The sequence below is a fragment of the Raineya sp. genome (genome assembly GCF_053497555.1).
The window spans coordinates 1-17,463 of sequence record NZ_JBRCWE010000066.1 but is presented as its reverse complement, the minus strand read 5'-3'; the positions used below and the strand labels follow the sequence as shown (position 1 = coordinate 17,463).

General features: G+C 37.7%; 20 protein-coding genes. 12 read left to right on the top strand and 8 right to left on the bottom strand.

From position 1 onward, the window contains the following. The first annotated feature begins 15 nt into the window (after positions 1-15). The 5 genes from ACWITO_RS08710 to ACWITO_RS08690 all read left to right on the top strand — a co-directional run bounded on the left by ACWITO_RS08710 (position 16) and on the right by ACWITO_RS08690 (position 3,738). On the top strand, positions 16-876 hold the full coding sequence (locus ACWITO_RS08710) for a sterol desaturase family protein (protein ID WP_448529610.1): 861 nt from the start codon (positions 16-18) through the stop codon (positions 874-876). Positions 877-1,028: 152 nt separating this feature from the next. Continuing rightward, a complete protein-coding gene (locus ACWITO_RS08705; RefSeq protein WP_448529609.1) occupies positions 1,029-1,412 on the top strand; it encodes a hypothetical protein in 384 nt (127 codons plus the stop codon). Next, the gene (locus tag ACWITO_RS08700) at positions 1,409-1,663 is read left to right on the top strand and encodes a Txe/YoeB family addiction module toxin (RefSeq protein ID WP_448529608.1); all 255 of its coding nucleotides are present in this window, start codon (positions 1,409-1,411) and stop codon (positions 1,661-1,663) included. Before ACWITO_RS08705 ends, ACWITO_RS08700 begins: the two co-directional genes overlap by 4 nt. 212 nt (positions 1,664-1,875) lie before the next feature. Next, positions 1,876-2,478: a 50S ribosomal protein L25/general stress protein Ctc gene (locus ACWITO_RS08695; RefSeq protein ID WP_448529607.1), complete on the top strand. Its 603-nt coding sequence runs from the start codon at positions 1,876-1,878 to the stop codon at positions 2,476-2,478. 81 nt (positions 2,479-2,559) lie between these two features. Next, positions 2,560-3,738, top strand: a complete 1,179-nt coding sequence (locus ACWITO_RS08690) for a glycosyltransferase family 4 protein (protein ID WP_448529606.1) — start codon at positions 2,560-2,562, stop codon at positions 3,736-3,738. Here ACWITO_RS08690 and ACWITO_RS08685 read toward each other — a convergent pair. From ACWITO_RS08685 to rplU, 3 genes are all read right to left on the bottom strand, one after another. Next, positions 3,686-4,312 (bottom strand): DUF1684 domain-containing protein, encoded by a 627-nt coding sequence (locus ACWITO_RS08685; protein ID WP_448529605.1) that lies wholly within the window; start codon positions 4,310-4,312, stop codon positions 3,686-3,688. The genes ACWITO_RS08690 and ACWITO_RS08685 overlap by 53 nt on opposite strands. A gap of 99 nt (positions 4,313-4,411) precedes the next feature. Further along, positions 4,412-4,675, bottom strand: coding sequence for a 50S ribosomal protein L27 (gene rpmA, locus ACWITO_RS08680; RefSeq protein WP_448529604.1), 264 nt, complete (start codon positions 4,673-4,675; stop codon positions 4,412-4,414). 63 nt (positions 4,676-4,738) lie between these two features. After that, positions 4,739-5,050, bottom strand: a complete 312-nt coding sequence (gene rplU / locus ACWITO_RS08675) for a 50S ribosomal protein L21 (RefSeq protein ID WP_448529603.1) — start codon at positions 5,048-5,050, stop codon at positions 4,739-4,741. A gap of 164 nt (positions 5,051-5,214) precedes the next feature. On the opposite strand from rplU, the gene ACWITO_RS08670 reads away from it, so the two are divergent. From ACWITO_RS08670 to prmC, 4 genes are read left to right on the top strand one after another with little or no spacing between them, the layout of a single operon-like run. Further along, complete coding sequence (locus ACWITO_RS08670; RefSeq protein WP_448529602.1) at positions 5,215-6,630, top strand: MBOAT family O-acyltransferase; 1,416 nt, start codon at positions 5,215-5,217, stop codon at positions 6,628-6,630. A 34-nt stretch (positions 6,631-6,664) separates the two neighbouring features. Further along, complete coding sequence (locus ACWITO_RS08665) at positions 6,665-7,540, top strand: YicC family protein (RefSeq protein WP_448529601.1); 876 nt, start codon at positions 6,665-6,667, stop codon at positions 7,538-7,540. Between the two features lie 37 nt (positions 7,541-7,577). Next, positions 7,578-8,654 (top strand): RluA family pseudouridine synthase, encoded by a 1,077-nt coding sequence (locus tag ACWITO_RS08660; RefSeq protein WP_448529600.1) that lies wholly within the window; start codon positions 7,578-7,580, stop codon positions 8,652-8,654. Further along, a complete protein-coding gene (gene prmC, locus ACWITO_RS08655; protein ID WP_448529599.1) occupies positions 8,629-9,471 on the top strand; it encodes a peptide chain release factor N(5)-glutamine methyltransferase in 843 nt (280 codons plus the stop codon). Before ACWITO_RS08660 ends, prmC begins: the two co-directional genes overlap by 26 nt. Positions 9,472-9,476: 5 nt before the next feature. Here the strand turns inward: prmC and ACWITO_RS08650 are convergent, their stop codons facing one another. Next, the gene (locus ACWITO_RS08650) at positions 9,477-9,878 is read right to left on the bottom strand and encodes a hypothetical protein (protein WP_448529598.1); all 402 of its coding nucleotides are present in this window, start codon (positions 9,876-9,878) and stop codon (positions 9,477-9,479) included. Between the two features lie 105 nt (positions 9,879-9,983). On the opposite strand from ACWITO_RS08650, the gene ggt reads away from it, so the two are divergent. After that, positions 9,984-11,678 (top strand): gamma-glutamyltransferase, encoded by a 1,695-nt coding sequence (gene ggt, locus ACWITO_RS08645; protein ID WP_448529597.1) that lies wholly within the window; start codon positions 9,984-9,986, stop codon positions 11,676-11,678. Positions 11,679-11,927: 249 nt separating this feature from the next. Next, positions 11,928-12,641, top strand: coding sequence for a hypothetical protein (locus tag ACWITO_RS08640; protein WP_448529596.1), 714 nt, complete (start codon positions 11,928-11,930; stop codon positions 12,639-12,641). Between the two features lie 64 nt (positions 12,642-12,705). Here ACWITO_RS08640 and ACWITO_RS08635 read toward each other — a convergent pair whose 3' ends face one another. Continuing rightward, positions 12,706-13,983, bottom strand: coding sequence for an NAD(P)-binding domain-containing protein (locus ACWITO_RS08635; protein ID WP_448529595.1), 1,278 nt, complete (start codon positions 13,981-13,983; stop codon positions 12,706-12,708). Positions 13,984-14,129: 146 nt separating this feature from the next. Further along, positions 14,130-15,692 carry a GH3 family domain-containing protein gene (locus ACWITO_RS08630; protein ID WP_448529594.1) on the bottom strand — a complete coding sequence of 521 codons (1,563 nt, stop codon included), beginning with the start codon at positions 15,690-15,692 and terminating at the stop codon, positions 14,130-14,132. Positions 15,693-15,803: 111 nt separating this feature from the next. On the opposite strand from ACWITO_RS08630, the gene ACWITO_RS08625 reads away from it, so the two are divergent. After that, on the top strand, positions 15,804-16,463 hold the full coding sequence (locus tag ACWITO_RS08625; protein ID WP_448529593.1) for a YggS family pyridoxal phosphate-dependent enzyme: 660 nt from the start codon (positions 15,804-15,806) through the stop codon (positions 16,461-16,463). Positions 16,464-16,478: 15 nt separating this feature from the next. Here the strand turns inward: ACWITO_RS08625 and ACWITO_RS08620 are convergent, their stop codons facing one another. Both ACWITO_RS08620 and ACWITO_RS08615 read right to left on the bottom strand, forming a co-directional pair. After that, complete coding sequence (locus ACWITO_RS08620) at positions 16,479-17,003, bottom strand: DUF7935 family protein (protein WP_448529592.1); 525 nt, start codon at positions 17,001-17,003, stop codon at positions 16,479-16,481. An 18-nt stretch (positions 17,004-17,021) separates the two neighbouring features. After that, the coding region (locus ACWITO_RS08615) for a DUF874 family protein (RefSeq protein ID WP_448529591.1) at positions 17,022-17,463 on the bottom strand (442 nt) is incomplete at its 5' end.

The window sequence follows — 17,463 nt, the reverse complement described above, 5'->3', positions numbered from 1 at the left end:
AAAAAATCGCTCGCTATGAACCTTCAAGATTTACTTCACAAAATTTTTGCCTCGCCACAATCTACGGCTCAGGCTATTGCTACGGTAGCTTTTGTTTCTTTGCTTGTTGTTGAACTTATTATCAGTTTACGAAAAAATCTGAAACTCTTTGAAACCAAAGATACAGTAGTAAATTTAGCTTTGGGCGGGCTGACCTCTTTTGTGAAAGTGTTTATCAAGGGGACAACCCTTGTGTTTTTTTATTGGGTGCAATCCTTTTGGAAAGTAACGGATATACCGAATACTTGGTGGAGCATTTTGATTTTGTTTTTACTGAACGATTTGATTTTCTATTGGTATCATAGAATTTCCCACGAAAGTCGTTTTTTTTGGGCTATGCACGTAGCTCATCATTCTTCCGAGATTTTGAATACTTCCACAGCTATTCGGGGAAATTTTTTACACTTTTTTTATCGTTTTGTGTTTTGGTCGCCGCTTGCCTTGCTCGGCTTTGACCCCATTATGATTGTACTGGTTGATGAAATCAGTTTCTATTACCAAATGTATATCCATACCGAAATTATACACAAAATGCCTCGTTGGTTTGAATTTATTTTCAATACACCTGCTCATCATAGGGTACATCACGCCTCTAATGCTCAATACATTGACAAAAACTATGGGGCAATTTTTATTATCTGGGACAGGCTATTTGGTACTTTTGAAGAAGAAAAAGAAAAGCCTATTTACGGCTTAACCAAAAATCCCCCCAAAAGAGATAATCTTTTTAGTATCATTACACACGAACTTGTGGCTATTGCCAAAGATGTTCGTAAAGCAAAAAGCCTCAAAGAAGTGTGGATTTATATTTTTGGCAGACCTAATGCAAAAATGTAGATTTCTCCTAATTGTTTAGGTCTAATTTGCAATACGGAAACAGGATTTTAGACAATTGATGTCAGAGCAAAAAAGAAGTAAGCAGTCTTGAACTTCAAAGTGTGAACTTTTTGAATGAAAAATAGATTAGAATTGAGAAAAAATGCGTATTTTTGCAGTATGTAGGAACAATTATGTTAAATTTTAGCAAACATATCGGTCAGATTTATTCATTCTATTCACTGCTTCGTTTTTTAGAGAGCGAAGAAGCACAAGAAGCTTTGCTTGCAATGGAGCAAGCAACTTTTGATGACCTTGATGTTCTGAATTTAACAGAAGATGAAGAAAATGAACTAAAATTGCTATATGAATTGAGTGTTTTGATAACCCGAATAGGGCTTTTGGCTGAAAAATTTATTAAACCTTTTGAAAATATCCGTAAGCGTTTAGAACCGCTTTTCATAGACCAAAACACCTATCTTTTACAAGAACCAAATGCTCAAAAACTTGCAAAAAGTTTGCAAGAAGTGCAAGAAGGCAAAGTTATTCGCTTATGACCGTTGAGTTTTCTGAAAGTGCTTATGAAGATTTGATGTATTTCAAAGAGTTTGAGCCTGCCATTTATGAAAAAATACAAAGTTTGTTGGAAAATATAAAATCAACTCCTTTTCAAGGTATAGGCAAACCTGAACCCTTGAAATATGACTTGCAGGGATATTGGAGCAGACGAATCACCATTCTGCATAGATTGGTATACAAAGTTGAAAGCGAAAGAATTGTGGTTATACAATGCAGAGGGCATTACTAAGAAAATTTGGTATTTATTTACGTTCAGAAACTTCAATGTTTGATAGTTCAAGAATTTAAGGACTTTATATTTCATTTGTCTAAAATTCTGCTTCCTGTTTCCTTACGGCAAACTATACCTGAATAATTGTAACTATTTTTTAGAATTTATTTGCTTTTGTAATTCTTTTTTGCGTACTTTGCAACCCAATTTTCACTTAAACCAAAAATTTTATGAAAGTAGTCGAGATTATAGGGTATAAAAGAGCAAATCTCGGAAAAACCGCATCAAAGGCACTCAGAGCCGAAGGAAATGCTCCTTGCGTATTGTATGGAGGCAAAGAACAAATTCATTTTTACGCACCTATGAGTTTGTTCAGAGAGCTTATCTATAAGCCCGATGCCGCCTTCGTAAAGCTCAATATTGAAGGTGATGAGTATGATGCTATTTTGCAAGAGGCTCAATTTCACCCTACCAATGAAATGCTTTTACACGCCGATTTTCTTTTGTTGCGTGATGACCGCCCTATTACTATGCAAATTCCTGTAAAACTTGTAGGAAATTCTGTTGGGGTGCAAAAAGGGGGTAGGTTGGTGCAAAAGTTACGCAAACTCACTATTAAGGCTCTTCCCAAAGATATGCCTGAGTTTGTAGAAGTAGATATTACTCCTTTGGAAGTGGGCAAATCGTTCAAAGTGCAAGATTTGGGCGAAAAACCTTACAAAATCTTAAATAGCCCTACCAATCCTATTGTATCGGTGGAAGTTACACGTGCTTTGCGTCAGGCAGAACAAGAAGCCGCCAAAGAGGCAAAAGCCGCCGCCAAGAAAAAATAATGCAATTTTCTCTGCATCATCAATGGCTAACGGAAATTACGTTAGCCATTTTTGTTATATTTGAGCTTGCTTTTGTGCTTTATGAAAATTTTGCTTTTACACAATTATTACACCCAAAGGGGCGGAGAAGACGGCGTATTTGAAGCCGAAAGAAACTTGCTTTTGCAAAAAGGACACGAAGTAGAAAGCCTCACTTTTCAAAATCAGAAGCTACAAGGGTTTGCTGAAAAAATCAGAACGAGCTTTTCAAGTATCTACAATAGCCATTCGGCTAAGCTACTTGCCCAAAAAATAGATGAATTTCAACCTCAAATTTTACACGTACATAATTTTTGGAAAGAGGCTTCGCCTGCGGTGTATTATATCGCTAAACGCAAAAATATACCATTGGTGCAAACCTTGCACAATTTTCGTTTGCTTTGTGCCAATGCTTTGCTATTACGTCAAAATCAGCCTTGTGAGCTTTGTATAAAAAAAACTTTTCCAATGGCGGGTATTCGCTATGCCTGCTACGAAAATCGCCTCATAACCGCCCAAATTACATTTTTAAGCACTATTCATAAAATTTTGGGTACTTGGAAAAATCTTGTTTCGCAATATATCACGATTACCGAATTTGCCAGACGTAAGTTTTTAGCTTCTGCATTGCATTTGCAAGAAAATCAAATCAGTGTCAAGCCTAATTTTGTAGAAGATAGAGGAGGAGCAAGTATGGAGAGTAGAGAAAACTATTTTTTATTTGTAGGCAGACTTTCGGCAGAAAAGGGTGTTCAAACACTTTTAGAAGCCACTCGCCATCATAATTTTAGATTAGAAATCATTGGAGGCGGCGAAATGGAAAACCTCGTGAGAGAGCAAGCTCAAAATAATTCTAATATTATTTTTCACGGAAAGCAAAATCAAGAATTTGTCCTTGCTAAAATGAAAAAGTCAAAAGCTCTGATTTTACCTTCCATTTGCTACGAAAATCTGCCTCTTACGCTTATTGAAGCCTTTTCTACGGCTACGCCTGTAATTATTTCGGATATTGATAATTTGAATGAACTGGTAACTCATCAGCAAAACGGCATACATTTCCAAACAGGTAGCAGTCAGGATTTAGCAGAAAAGATAGCTTTTTTTGAAAAAAATGCAAGTCCGCTTTGGTACGAAAATGCCCGCAATACCTATCTGCAAAATTATACCCCCGAAATTTCGTATCAGAAACTTATGGAGATTTATCAGAAGGCTTTTGATACATTTTCTCGCCAGCCAAAATAGGAAAGTCTAATTTATTTTCTTTGGGGGGAATAGGGCAGGTGTAATCATCGTTATACACGCAATAGGGGTTAGTAGCGTAGTTGAAATCCAAAACAATCTGCTCACCTTTTGGGAAAGCCACGTTATTGATGTATCTTCCGCCTTTGTAGGTTTCTTTGCCATTAGAGGCATCATAAAAGGGCAAAAATAGAAACTTATCGCCTGTTTTGTGTAAAAGCATTAGCTTGTATTCCTTGCCCTGATAATTAAAATAGGCGTAGGCATAAGGCAGATAAGGTTGAGGCTCGCTTTTGGTCATAGCAATAGCAATGGGTTTGCCATTTTTAATGTATTCTACACGTGCCTTGATACGCCAATCAGGATTGGGAGGGAAGTACTGCAAACCCTGAAAGCTGTCTCTTTTGGCAATAGGCGATTCGGCAGAGATTTTGAAAGTCTGATTGCGTTGCTCTCTTTCTGTTTCAATTTTTTGAATATAGGCTTGTGTGTCGTTTTGGTCTGAAACAACCACAAACACAATCAGAGCCAAAGCTATGATAGCCACGAGAAAAAGCAAGAATTTGGGTTTTATCATAAAGATTTGGTATGATTATTGCTTTACAAAAGGAAAAAACTCCACCAGAGGTGAAGTCTTTTAAACCACTATAACTATGAAAACTTTTCTTTGAATATTTTAGGCTTCGCCCACAGGTACTACGTGTACGAAAGAGCGGTCGTTTTTGCCCTTCTGAAAAAGTACCACACCATCAATGAGTGCATATAAAGTATGGTCTTTGCCAATGCCTACATTTTTGCCAGGGTGATGCTTTGTTCCACGCTGTCTTACAATAATATTTCCTGCTATGCACTTTTCGCCACCGAAAATTTTAACGCCCAAGCGTTTGCTTTCGGATTCTCTTCCGTTTTTCGAGCTACCTACTCCTTTTTTGTGTGCCATATTAGTAAATGTTTTGGATTTTTCAAAAAAAAATTAGACTTTTTTTAAGCGAATGTTAAATTTTTACACAGCGATTTTCTCAATCATTATTTTGGTGAGATATTGTCTGTGTCCATTTTTTCTGCGATAGCCTTTTCTGCGTTTTTTCTTGAAAACTATCACTTTATCGCCTTTTAAGTGTTCAAGGATTTTTCCTTGCACGGTTGCTCCTGCTATCGTGGGAGCTCCTACGGTTACGTTGCCTTCGTTTTCTACGAGCAACACTTTGTCAAAGGTCACGGCAGCGTCAGGTTCGCCTTCTAAACGATGCGTATAGATGTAGCGATTTTCCTGAACTTTGAATTGCTGACCAGCGATTTCTACAATAGCGTACATACTTAAATGATTTTTTTAAGGGTTCAAAATTCAGCCTGCAAATTTAGCTTTTTCGTTTCAAAGAAACAAATAAAATTCAATGTTTTTTGTAAAACACCAAAATAAACCTACTTTTGCAAATCCAATTTGAGGCTCTTTCGTCTATTTGTAAATACTGATGTAGAATGGTCTTTGCGAGTTTGATTTTTTTAAGCTATTTCTTGCCGATAAGTTTGCTTTTGTATTATGCTTGGAACAATAAAACTTATCAGAATATTGTTCTAACACTCTCTTCATTTATTTTTTATGCTTGGGGCGAGCCTGTATGGGTGATTTTACTATTTTTTTCGGCTCTGGTAGATTACCTGAACGGCTTGTGGGTAGAAAAATACCTTGCAAATTCCCAAAAAAAGGCTCGTTGGGGGGTAATATCCTCATTGGTTATCAACTTGGGCTTACTGATAGCCTTTAAGTATAGCGGATTTTTATCAGAAAATATCAATGCCCTTTTGGGCTTGCATTTGCCTGTTCCTAAAATAGACTTGCCTATTGGTATTTCGTTTTATACCTTTCAGACTATCTCTTACACAATAGATGTGTATAGGGGCGAGGTGAAGGCTCAAAAGTCTTTTCTGAAATTTTTGATGTTTGTGAGTATGTATCATCAGCTGGTAGCAGGTCCCATTGTACGATATGCTCATATTGCTCACGAAATAGAAAATCGTAAATTTAATTGGGTGGATATGGGGGCAGGCATACACAGGTTTTGTATCGGGCTTTTCAAAAAAGTAGTCATTGCCAACATAGCCGCAGAAATAGCTAAAAACTATTTAGACGGCAATCTTTCGGAAATTTCGGTAGCTGAGGCTTGGTTTGGCATTATTTTGTATTCTTTGCAAATTTATTTTGATTTTTCGGGCTATTCGGATATGGCAATTGGCTTGGGACGAATGTATGGCTTCCATTATTACGAAAACTTCAAATATCCTTATATTTCCAAATCTGCTACTGAGTTTTGGCGAAGATGGCATATTTCTTTGGGGAGCTTTTTCCGAGATTATGTCTATATTCCACTTGGGGGCAATAAAAGGTTCTTTTATCGCAATCTCTTTATTGTATGGGGGCTTACGGGGCTTTGGCACGGAGCCAGTTGGAACTTTGTGCTTTGGGGCTTGTATTTTGGTGTTCTTATTGCTTTGGAAAGGCTTTTTTTAGGAAAAATTTTAGAAAAAATTCCTGCGATATTTGCTCATTTGTACTTGATTTTTGTGGCTATTTTGGGCTGGGCTTTGTTTTATTTTACAGATTTTCATAAACTTACACATTTTCTCAAAATTTTATTTGGCTTTATGCCCAACCCTTTTTGGAACTACGAACTTACATTTAAGCTACAAGAAAATGCCTTTTGGTTTGCTTTGGCATTGCTTTTATGCACGCCCATATACACGTGGGTAGCAAGGTGGTTTGCTCTAAAAATGAAATACCAACCGCAACTTTATACTTGGGTGATTGTTCATTCTTTCCAATTTATTCTGCTTATTCTTTCTATTACGATGCTTGTGGGTAGAAGCTACAATCCGTTTATTTATTTTAGGTTTTAGCTTGAAAAGTTTTTCATAAAAATCTTTATCAGTTATGCTCCAATCAATGACGGGCTACGGGAAAGCCCAAACCGAAAAAAATGGCTATCAAATGGAAGTTGAAATCAAGACGCTGAATAGCAAATTTTTAGATGCTTCTTTGCGTATGCCCAAAGAACTCAACGAAAAAGAGCTGGAAATAAGAATTTTACTGCAAGAGCATTTGGAGCGTGGTAAGGTAAATCTGACTATCAATTTCCAAAGACCTCCACAATTGCAAAGCACTACTCTTGATGAAAATACCATTACTTTGTACTACGAGAAACTTTTGAGCATTGCCGAAAAATTGGAGGCTTCTACACAAAACCTTTTTCAAATGGCTCTTGAACTTGCCGAAAAAAATCAGCAAAGTAGTTTGCAAAACCTTGCAGAAGAGGAGTGGAATGGGCTGAAAGAAACACTCTTACAGGCTTTGGAACGCTGTAAAGAGTTCAGATTGCACGAGGGGGCAATTATTCGGGACAAACTTTTGGAATATGCTCGCAACATTGAAAACTATTTGCAGGAAATTGAAAAACAAGACCGAAATCGCTTAGATTACATCAAAACTAAGTTGCAGAGCCGATTGCAAGAAATTTTGGGAGATGAAAATTTTGACCGCAACCGATTGGAGCAAGAAATGATTTTTTATGCCGAAAAGCTGGATATTACCGAAGAAAAAGTCCGTTTGCAAAAACATATTGATTACTTGCGAGAAATGCTTTCCGATAAAAATTCTAATGGAAAAAAAATCAATTTCATTTCCCAAGAAATAGGCAGAGAAATCAATACGATTGGCTCAAAAGCCAATGATGCCACTATTCAGCGTTGGGTGGTTTTGATGAAAGAGGAACTGGAAAAAATTAAAGAGCAATCTATGAATGTATTGTAGTAGAGATAGGAAACAAAGGACAAAATAAGCTAAAAAAATGAGTAAGTTAGAAAAAAGATTGGAGCAAGGTTCAGCCAATGAAGAGTTTTTGGAAGAAGAGGATAGCACTGAACTTTATGAGCATTTTCGTATTACAGCGGATAAGGGGCAGAGTTTGCTCAGAATTGATAAATTTTTGGTAGGTAGGCTGGAAGGTATTACTCGCAGTAGGGTGCAAAATGCCATAGAAGCGGGATTGGTACAAGTAAATGGCAAAACTACCAAAGCTAATTACAAAGTAAAGCCACAAGATACGATTGTTGTTCATTTGCCCAAACCGCCCCGCAACGAAGAAGTTTTACCCGAAAATATCCCACTGCAAATTGAATACGAAGATGAAGACTTGCTGATTATCAACAAGCCCGCAGGAATGGTTGTGCATCCTGCTTTTGGCAACTGGAACGGAACGCTTGTCAATGCTCTTTTGTATCATTTTCAGCATTTGCCTCATACCGAAGGTAATGAGATTCGTCCGGGTTTGGTGCATAGAATAGATAAAGATACTTCGGGGCTTTTGGTGGTTGCTAAAAATGAAAAATCTTTGAGCCATCTTGCCAAACAATTCTTTGACCATACCATTCAGCGTACTTATTTGGCTTTGGTTTGGGGCGAGCCCAAGCAAACCAAAGGTACGATAGATAGCTACATTGGCAGAAGCAAGCGAGATAGAAAAATTATGGACGTTTTTGAAGCTGATGAACCTACTGCCAAAAGAGCTATTACGCATTACGAGGTAGTACAATCGTTTGGTTATGTGAGTTTGCTCAAATGTAATTTGGAAACGGGCAGAACGCACCAAATACGTGTGCATCTCAAATCCATTGGGCATCCGCTTTTTGCTGATAGTGCTTATGGGGGCGATAAAATCTTGAAAGGTTTGCTTACACAAAAATATAAGCAGTTTGTAGAAAATTGCTTTGAACTGATGCCTCGTCAGGCTTTGCACGCACAAAGTTTGGGTTTTCTGCACCCTACTACACGCAAAGAAATGTTTTTTGAAAGTCCTTTACCTGCCGATTTTCAGGCAGTTTTAGAAAAATGGCAAAATTATGTCAGTCAAAAAAATCTTGTTTGAAGTCAAAGAAAGATTGAACGCTTATTTTTCCCCTTCCGAAGCGGATTTTTTGGCTTTTATACTTTTAGAAAAAGTTACGCAACTCAGCAAAACACAAATTTTACTCAATACAGCATTTACTTTCACCCAAGCACAGCAAGAGCTTTTAGAAAACAATTTACAAAGAATTATTGCCCAAGAACCTTGGCAGTATGTTGTAGGGGAGATAGATTTTTTAGGCTCAAAGCTAAAAGTCAATTCTGCGGTGTTAGTGCCGCGTCCTGAAACCGAAGAATGGGTACAAAAACTTATTCAAAAGCATAAAAATCAAAATTTTAGGCATATTTTAGAAATTGGAACGGGAAGCGGTTGTATTGCTATAACTTTGGCAAAGGCTTTTCCCGATGCAGAACTTACTGCTTTGGATATTTCACAAGAGGCGATAAATTTGGCTTTTCAAAATTCTTTGAATAACAAAGTTGGTATTAACTTTCTACACCTTGACTTTCTGACTTGGCAAACATCAGATTCTTGGGATTTGGTAGTGAGCAATCCGCCGTATATCTGCGAAAGCGAAAAAAAACAAATGCAGACCAACGTATTAGCTTACGAGCCGTCGCAAGCTCTTTTTGTGCCTGATGAAAATCCTCTGCTTTTTTATGAAAAAATCGCTAAATTAGCCCAAAATCATCTTTCAGAAAGGGGTTGGCTCTATGTGGAAATCAATGAGCGTTTTGGAACAGAAGTGAAGGCATTATTTGAGCAATACGGCTTGCAAAATGTGATAATTCAGCAGGACTTTGCGGGCAAAGATAGGGTAGCTATTGCAAGAAAGTAAAGTTTCTACTGCAAAATTCCTTCCAAATCAATTTGTTTGATGTATTTGTAGTTGGCTTCGGTAATATGCTCAGGTGCGAAAATAAATTGTTTGTCAAAAATCTGATTATCAATGTAGTAGCTAATCCAATACTCACTATTTAGGGCGAATACTTCGGGAGAGATAGGCTCAATAATGCAATGACTGATAGCAGGAACTACTTCAAAATAATAGCGAATGGTGGAAGTATTACGTTTTTCGCCATTTATTTCGCCATACCCTCGACAGGTGATAATTACATTTTTCAAGTCAATCTCGTTGGTATTGATAAGATACGCAAACCATTCGTATTCTTGGTAATCATTTTTTTTGCGGGCAATAGCAATCTGTACGCCCTCTACACTGGGAAATTCTATATCTTTTCGCATTGTTTTATCTTTTTTACGGAAATGTATTCTACAAACTTACAAAAAATCCGTATATTTTCAAGCAATTTTTTCCGAAAACCTTTTGAGCCTCAAAATTAAATCAAAATGAGAAAATTTTTGCTTTTAGCCCTTCTTTTTTTGTCAAATGAATTGCTTTTAGCCCAAAAAAAGGCAGTAATTGCTGAAAATGGTATAGTAACCAGTGCCTATCCCGATGCTTCCCGAATAGGCGTAGAGATACTGAAAAAAGGTGGCAATGCCTTTGATGCAATGGTAGCCACAGAATTTGCTTTGGCAGTTTGCTTTCCAATAGCAGGAAATATCGGGGGCGGTGGTTTTATGGTGGCTCGTACTGCCAAAGGAGAATACGATGTGCTGGATTATCGTGAAAAAGCCCCGCTCAAAGCTCACGAAAAAATGTATTTAGATGAAAAAGGCAATGTTATTGGGCGTTTGAGCCAAGATGGGCATTTAGCCGTAGGAGTGCCTGGTACCGTTGATGGAATGATAAAAGTGCATCAGAAATATGGCAGTTTACCTTTCAAAGACCTTATTCAGCCCGCTATTGATTTAGCTTACAAAGGTTTTGTACTGACGCAAAACGAAGCCGAAAACCTAAATTCCTATCGAGAAGATTTTTTGCGTATCAATACACACACGCCTACACATATTGTAAAACCCGAAGGCAAGGTATGGAAAGCTGGCGATACCCTTCGCCAAACAGAACTTGCCAAAACTTTGGAACGAATCAGAGATTACGGCAGAGCGGGTTTTTACGAAGGACTTACCGCCGACTTGATAGTGGCAGAAATGCAAAGTCCCCAAGAGCCGTCCCGAAGAGGTATCATTACTCACGAAGATTTGAAAAACTATCAAGCAGTTTGGCGAAAGCCACTGATTGGCTATTACAAAGGGCATAAAATTATCACAATGCCACCGCCTTCTTCTGGGGGCATAGGGCTTTTGCAAATTTTGGGAATGATAGATAGATATCCACTTTCACGTTGGGGCTTGCGAGATAAACGCACTATGCAGGTGATTATTGAAGCAGAAAGGCGTTTTTATGCAGATAGAGCTATGCACATTGCTGACCCCGATTTTTACAAAGTTCCTTTGCAAAAACTTTTGGATAAAAATTACCTTCAAAACCGAATGAAAGATTTTAGTTTTGAAAAGGCAGGAAAATCTGAAAGCATTACCGCAGGCAATATTCCTGAAAGTGAGGAAACTACACACTACACTATTGCCGATAAATGGGGAAATGTAGTTTGTGTAACTACTACGCTCAATGGGGCTTATGGCTCAAAAGTTATGGTAAAAGGGGCGGGCTTCTTTTTGAATAATGAAATGGACGATTTTAGCATTAAAGCAGGTTTTCCGAATTTGTATGGGGCGATTGGAGGAAAAGCCAATGCCATTGCACCCCAAAAAAGAATGTTGAGTTCAATGACTCCTACGATTGTTGAAAAAAATGGTAAATTTTTATTTGCTCTTGGCACGCCCGGAGGTACTACCATTCCTACCTCGGTATTACAAGTTTTTTTGAATGTAGTAGAGTTTGAAATGTCCCTGCAAGAGGCGATGGATATGCCTCGTTTTCATCATCAGTGGCAACCTGATGTAGTTTATGTAGAAAAAAATGGCTTTGAAGCAAAACTTATCCAAGAACTTGAGCAGTTAGGCTATCGCTTTCAAACTCGCAATACCATAGGGCGAGTGAATGGTATAAGAAAATTGAAAAATGGCAAGTGGGAGGGAGGAGCAGATTCGCGTAAAGACGATACAGCAGTAGGGTATTAGGAGGTACTTCATAATGAAAAAGTCCTGTTTCTTGTCTTTGATTTTCAGGTTTTTTGGTAATTATTTTCGTTCAAAGGTTCAAAATTTGACTTGAAAGTTTTACTCTATCCAAATATCCAATGTCCTAAATCCTGCTTCTTGTTTCCTGTTTCTATGCTACAAATTAGACTTAAACAATTATTTTTTCTATATTTTTTGATTTTTGCACAGAAATTGCTTACATTTGTTTGTATCTTAAAATCGCTTTTTATGAAAAACGTTCGTTTGTTGGTTGCCTTTTTGGTAGCAATGGGAGGTTTGGTGCTTATTGCAAGCCAAAAGAGAGTTCAGGAAAGCACTGAAATAAGTGCTCCTAATGTGATAAAAGTTGCCGCTTCGGAAGTTCGCATTGATAATATTGATAAAGCAGATAACTACTCTGAAAGTTTGAAGGAGTTTTTGAAAGGCTTTGCCCCTGCAAGGTTTCCTTTTGTCGTAGATGAAAAAACAATGAATTTCTTGAAAATTACCAACCAGCCAGAGTGGAAAGAAACCAAACAAATTGATGAAAGATATGTTAGATTTGCTCCTCGTATCCATGAGGGCGAATTTAGTCGTGTTCCTCGCGAAATAAAAGGTTATTACGTGGCTAAAATTGCAGAAAACAAAGATTTTGCGGCGGTCATATACGCTGCGGTTGATTTGGGTTATAGAGGAGAATTTGAAGAAAATTACTCTGGCTACCTACCTACTAATTTTTTGCTCACAACGTATGCTCCTAATGGAGATATTATTGATGAGTTAGAAGTTGCGAGTTTATTTATGGGAGATTACAGAAAGCAGGCTTCAATCAACAAAGATTTGCAAATAAGTACCGTAACAAGCGATGAGCAAAAAGAGATTTACCAAATAGATAGAAAAGGGGCTATCAAGAAAGTGGAGAAAGATAAAAAAGAAAACAAACGAACAGATTTTTATTTCTAAAAAACATAAGTCTTAAAAAGGCGACAACATCAAAATTTATGTTGTCGCCTTTTGCTTTTTATCCTTACAAACGCTTAATCATATTTTTGTAAGGGTAGAAATCAACTTGTATCGTATGGCGGGGAGAGGCTTTATAGCGTTTGCGTAGTTTTTCTTTGTATCCTTCAATATCGGCAAGCATTGCCTCTTTGGAAGGCAGTTTGCTTTTACCTTTCAGAATACGTGCTACCCACTCCGATTGTACTTCAGCAAGGGGCATAATTGCTCCAAGAGGTTGTACCAAACCAATAAAAAACAGATTGTTATGTTCGGGGTGAATAACGTGCTTGTATAAAGAAACTTCGTTGGTTTCTTCGGCATTGAGGAAATTCTTATCAAAGAAAGGAAAAGCAATTTTATAGCCTGTGGCATAGATAAGTACATCTGCTTTTTCTTGCGAGCCGTCTTCAAAAATAATATTATCGCCTGCTAATTTTTGAATGTTGGGTTTGATATGGACTTTGCCGTGCCCTGCAAGCGAAAATAAATCTTGCGAAATAGTTGGGTGTTCGGAAAGTAGAGGGCGTTTGGGCTTGGGAATGCCATAATTTTCTTGTTTGCCACGAGCTACCCACAAACAAAATGAAAGCAAACCTCTCTTGAACCACATTGGTAGCCATTCTACGCTGTATTTGTTGAGCGTATCAAAAGGTTTGCCAAGAATATATTTGGGCAAAACGTATGCACCACTTCGGGTAGAAATCATCACTTTGCCTGTGCTGGTACGAGCCGCCTCGCAAGCAATATCTACTGCCGAATTGCCAAAACCTACTACTACCACATTTTTATTCCCTAAAAAAATATCGGGTGTTTTGTAATCGTGAGAATGGAGAACTAATCCATTAAACTCTCCCTCAAAATTAGGATAGCGAGGTTTCCAATGATGCCCGCTGGCAACCATTACGGCTGTATAGGTTTTCTTTTCGCCATTATCCAAAGTTACTTCATACAAGCCGTTGGGTAGCTTTTCTACTCGTTCCACCCCCGTTTTGAAACGAATTTTATCCCTAAACCCAAAATGATTGACATAGCTTTCAAAATACTCCATAATTTGGTAATGGCTTGGGTAATCGGGATAATTTTCGGGCATAGGAAAATCGGAGTATGCCATTACTTTTTTAGAAGTATTGATATGCAAAGAACGATACGAGGAGGACATTCCGTTATCGTTCATATAACGCCAATTTCCTCCAATACCCGAACCTTTTTCGTAGCAATCGAAGGGGATATTATTTTCTTGTAATACTTTGCAGGCTACAATACCACTGGAGCCTGCACCAATTACACAAACTTTATGTTCCATAATAAGCACACAGATAGTTTAATTGAGAAGTTTGAGGGTAGAGCGTTTGAAGTTTGAAAGTTTTTTGTATCATTAAACCTCTGAACTTCAAACATTTAGAATAATTCTTTTGAACTCCCTATCCTCAACTTTTTACTTCTTTATTTTCAAACATTTACAAAGCCTTTTTGTTTGATGAAATTTTCCCAATCTTCTAAAATTTTTCCTTTCATTACGCGTGGAAATTTAGTTTGACCGCCTTCTTTGCCTTTGGAACGCATCCAATCATAGAATAGGTGTGTGGGTAGGGTATGTACGAATATTTCTTTGAGGGCGGCACTGCGTTCTACTTTGTAGTCGTCGTTTAACTCACAGAGTTTATTATCCAAGCGTATTTTAAGCTCCTCGCTGTTGATAGGCTCATCAATGCCAATATACCAACGATGAGCAAAAAGAGTATCGTACTTGACGCCTGCTACGGTAAATTCTTTCACCGTGAAACCCATTTCATCAGCAACACTTTCAATAGCTTTGTTCATATTATCCACAGAAAGATGCTCGCCACAAAGGCTTAAAAAATGCTTGGTTCTGCCTGTAATTACAATTTCAGAGAGTTTTTTATCTACAAGTTTCACAGTATCGCCAATAAGATAACGCCAAGCCCCAGCACAAGTAGAAAGTAGGATTGCGTATTCCTTTCCCTCCTCAATTTCATCAATGAGCAAGGTTTCAGGTTTTTCAATCATTTCGCCATTATCATCAAAATTTTTATCGTTGAAGGGTACAAACTCTAAAAAGATACCATTGTTGAGCACTAATTGCAACTCACCTTGTGGGCGAGCCTGATAAGCGATAAACCCTTCGGAAGCAAGATAAGTTTCCATATACACCAGAGGCTTGGCGAGCAGTTTGTTGAAACTATTTTTGTAAGGCTCAAAAGCTACGCCTCCGTGTACGTAAATGGTGAGGTTAGGCCAAATATCGTGAATGGTTTTTACGCCATAATGAGCAATGATTTTTTCAAAAAGAATTTGTATCCAAGCAGGAACCCCCGCTACTATGGTAATATCCCATTTGGGGGCTTTGAGAACAATCTCGTCTAATTTTTCTCCCCAATTGCTTTTTTTAGCAATTTTTCTGCCCGGTTTGTAAAAGTGCTGAAACCAAAAAGGAATTTTAGAAGCAGTAATACCACTCAAATCGCCCGAAAAATAAGTGCCGTTGTAATTGAGGTGGGTACTACCGCCAAGCATCAAAATACCTCCTTCATACAATTTGGGTGGAAGTTCGGGATAGTGAGCAAGTGAAAGTATCTGGCGAATACTTGTTTTGCGAATAGCTTTTATCATTTCTTTGGTGATAGGAATATATTTGCTGGAGGCTTCGGAAGTTCCCGAACTTAAAGCAAAATACTTGATTTGTCCTCGCCAACAAACATCTTTTTCTCCATCGCGGGCTTTGTGCCACCATTCGTTATAGATTTTGTTGTAATTGAAAGTAGGAACTTGCTCTTTGAATAGTTCGTAAAACTTTCTATCGTTTTTGGCGTTTTTCTGAATAGCATCAATGATTTTATTGAAGTTGTAAGTTTTGCCAAAAGCAGTGCTTTCGGCATTGGTAAGCAACTTGAGCAGTTCTTTTTTCTGCAAAATGAAAGGAGATTTGTTTTCCTGCTCTATGCTTTTGCGTAGTTTGATGCCTTTTTTGAGGAGAGTACCAAGAATTGCCATAAGCGTAAAAATATTTTGTTTGTTTTGCCCTCAAATATGTAGATTTGCTTTGAATTTTCCAAGAAAAATTGCAAAAATTTGAAAAGTGCAAAATAAAATTTGAAAAGTACAATGTTTGAGCTTGAAAATTATCAAAAAATATTGCAAGAACTCGGAAACGTGCATTTGATAGCAGTTAGCAAAACAAAGCCTATTAGTGATTTGCAAGAGGCTTACAATGCAGGAGTAAGAGATTTTGGCGAGAATAAAGTGCAAGAAATGTGCGAAAAGCAACCGCACTTGCCCCAAGATGTCCGTTGGCATTTGATAGGGCATTTACAAAGCAACAAAGTTAAGTACATTGCTCCTTTTGTTTATCTGATACACTCTGTGGATAGCCTGAAATTATTGCAGGAAATCAATAAGCACGCCCAAAAACACAACAGAACAATCAACTGCCTCCTACAAATTCATATTGCCCAAGAGGAAACCAAATTTGGTTTAAGTTACGAAGAAGCTGAAAGTCTTTTGCAAAATACAGCTCTAAAAGCACTAAAAAATATTTGCATAAAAGGTTTAATGGGAATGGCAACTTTTACAGAGAATACCGAGCAAGTACGCAGAGAGTTCAGAGGCTTGGCGGAGTTTTTTCGGTATTGCAAGCAAAAGTACCAAGATTTTAATCTTGACTTCCAAGAGCTATCAATGGGTATGAGCGGCGACTATCCGATTGCCATTGCCGAAGGCTCTACAATGGTGCGAATTGGAAGTGCATTGTTTGGTAGTAGATAAATTTTGCCTTCCCAATCAACTAAAAAATTGTTTCAGTTCATTTTTTAGAAAGCCAATAGCCGCAATTGTAGGGCGAATGTCGTAGTTATTGGCGTTTTCTAAAATTTTTTTAGCCAGTTCCAAAGCATTGCTTTCGGGGGCTACTTGTGCGGCAGAATTGTTGATGAGCGAAACAATCTCTTCTCTGGCAGTCTGTACCATATTCCAAGCTTCATTGCTCATATACATCTGTTGTGAGAAATTGTGAGCAAATTCGTTGCGTATTTCGTGTAAAAGAATTTGTTGGAGTTCCTCGGAAGTGAATTGTGAAACTTGCAGGCGAGTAAGCATATTTTCGGGGCTAATTCTTTCTAAAAAAAGGCACATACGTTCATAAGCCTGCAAGCGGATAGTTGTGATAGTTTCAGTATTTTTGAGCTTGATTTCAGCCAAACGGCGTTCAAATTCTTTTTCTAAAAAATTGCGAGCCGTTAGATACATTCCTAAAAGAACAAGGCTTGCGGGGAGCGTAATTTTTAATAAATCAGCAACAACTTCCATAGTTTGTGTGTATTGAGTTTAGTTTATCAGATTATTTTTTCGTAAAAATTCCTCGTTGATATTGAGTTTTTCTTGAATAGTTTTCAAAGGGATACCCATTTCTATCATTAGGCGAATGGTTTGCACTTTTTCTTGTTCCAGTTTTTCAGCCTTTTGACGTTCCTGCTCGGCTTTCTGACGTTCTTGTTCAGCCTTTTGACGTTCTTGCTCTGCAAGAAGCTTTTGAGCTTCTTTTTCAAGTTGTAATTTCTGCTTTTCCTCCTCAATGCTTGCTACTTTTTTCTCTAACTCGTTGATTTCCTCTTCGTATTCGTTCATTTCAGTCAGATAATCATCTTCGGCAATCATTTTGTTGCGTAATGTTTTTTCTTGTGCCGCCGCTTGCAATCTTCGTATAATCGGACGATATTTTTCAGGAAAATCCTCTTCTTTTACATTCAAGATATGAAAATCCTCGCTT

Excerpts from the sequence above, each read along its gene's own strand:
- ACWITO_RS08710 (WP_448529610.1), top strand. The coding sequence starts at position 16 with ATGAACCTTCAAGATTTACTTCACAAAATTTTTGCCTCGCCACAATCT.
- rplU (WP_448529603.1), bottom strand. The coding sequence starts at position 5,050 with ATGTACGCTATTGTAGAAATCGCTGGTCAGCAATTCAAAGTTCAGGAA.
- ACWITO_RS08650 (WP_448529598.1), bottom strand. The coding sequence starts at position 9,878 with ATGCGAAAAGATATAGAATTTCCCAGTGTAGAGGGCGTACAGATTGCT.
- ACWITO_RS08665 (WP_448529601.1), top strand. The coding sequence starts at position 6,665 with ATGCTCCAATCAATGACGGGCTACGGGAAAGCCCAAACCGAAAAAAAT.
- ACWITO_RS08685 (WP_448529605.1), bottom strand. The coding sequence starts at position 4,312 with ATGATAAAACCCAAATTCTTGCTTTTTCTCGTGGCTATCATAGCTTTG.
- ACWITO_RS08625 (WP_448529593.1), top strand. The coding sequence starts at position 15,804 with ATGTTTGAGCTTGAAAATTATCAAAAAATATTGCAAGAACTCGGAAAC.
- ggt (WP_448529597.1), top strand. The coding sequence starts at position 9,984 with ATGAGAAAATTTTTGCTTTTAGCCCTTCTTTTTTTGTCAAATGAATTG.
- ACWITO_RS08640 (WP_448529596.1), top strand. The coding sequence starts at position 11,928 with ATGAAAAACGTTCGTTTGTTGGTTGCCTTTTTGGTAGCAATGGGAGGT.
- ACWITO_RS08660 (WP_448529600.1), top strand. The coding sequence starts at position 7,578 with ATGAGTAAGTTAGAAAAAAGATTGGAGCAAGGTTCAGCCAATGAAGAG.
- prmC (WP_448529599.1), top strand. The coding sequence starts at position 8,629 with ATGTCAGTCAAAAAAATCTTGTTTGAAGTCAAAGAAAGATTGAACGCT.
- ACWITO_RS08635 (WP_448529595.1), bottom strand. The coding sequence starts at position 13,983 with ATGGAACATAAAGTTTGTGTAATTGGTGCAGGCTCCAGTGGTATTGTA.
- ACWITO_RS08695 (WP_448529607.1), top strand. The coding sequence starts at position 1,876 with ATGAAAGTAGTCGAGATTATAGGGTATAAAAGAGCAAATCTCGGAAAA.
- ACWITO_RS08620 (WP_448529592.1), bottom strand. The coding sequence starts at position 17,003 with ATGGAAGTTGTTGCTGATTTATTAAAAATTACGCTCCCCGCAAGCCTT.
- ACWITO_RS08630 (WP_448529594.1), bottom strand. The coding sequence starts at position 15,692 with ATGGCAATTCTTGGTACTCTCCTCAAAAAAGGCATCAAACTACGCAAA.
- ACWITO_RS08690 (WP_448529606.1), top strand. The coding sequence starts at position 2,560 with ATGAAAATTTTGCTTTTACACAATTATTACACCCAAAGGGGCGGAGAA.
- ACWITO_RS08670 (WP_448529602.1), top strand. The coding sequence starts at position 5,215 with ATGGTCTTTGCGAGTTTGATTTTTTTAAGCTATTTCTTGCCGATAAGT.
- ACWITO_RS08700 (WP_448529608.1), top strand. The coding sequence starts at position 1,409 with ATGACCGTTGAGTTTTCTGAAAGTGCTTATGAAGATTTGATGTATTTC.
- rpmA (WP_448529604.1), bottom strand. The coding sequence starts at position 4,675 with ATGGCACACAAAAAAGGAGTAGGTAGCTCGAAAAACGGAAGAGAATCC.